This window comes from Pseudarthrobacter sp. NKDBFgelt, assembly GCF_046097905.1.
In the GTDB taxonomy this organism is placed as follows: domain Bacteria; phylum Actinomycetota; class Actinomycetes; order Actinomycetales; family Micrococcaceae; genus Arthrobacter; species Arthrobacter polychromogenes.
The window spans coordinates 1-503 of sequence record NZ_JBJURL010000222.1; the positions used below are offsets into that span (position 1 = coordinate 1).

The following is a 503-nucleotide window of genomic DNA, read 5'->3' on the forward strand; positions in this document are numbered from 1 at the left end:
AGATGCTGCGAACGGGGCTCGACGACGTCGGCCCGCCATACCGAGACGCGCTCGTCATCCAGGTAGCAGAAGGCGCCGTCGAACGGGTGCGACGACGCCCTGACGAGACGGTGGATGTCGCGCGCGTCCTCGCGCCACTCGATGCGGGCGTCCTCGGGGCGCCGCGGGTAGCAGCGCAAGGTGACCGCGGGATCGGGGTTCTGCGGCTCCGGCGGATCGCCCCGCCCGATGGCCGACACGGCCTGCGAGAACAGCTCCGGGAGCATGCGGTCAATCCAGGTCTGGACATCGGTGATGTAGGTCGAGTCCGTCAGGCGCAGCCGGGCGCGGGCGAAGACCGGGCCGGCGTCGATCTCCTGCGTCATCTGATGGACGCAGAGCCCGACATGGGCCTCGCCCCTGAGGATCGCCCAGTTGGGACAGGCGTTGCCGCGGTAGCGGGGAAGGTCGCCGGCATGGCCGTTGATGACCCCGCGCGCGAAACTCGCAAGCGCCGCCGGCTT

General features: G+C 70.6%; 1 protein-coding gene. It reads right to left on the reverse strand.

Annotated elements, in window-relative coordinates:
• Nucleotides 1-503 (reverse strand): methionyl-tRNA formyltransferase (locus ACKAE7_RS21250; RefSeq protein ID WP_408980258.1); only part of this gene is annotated, 503 nt, incomplete at both ends.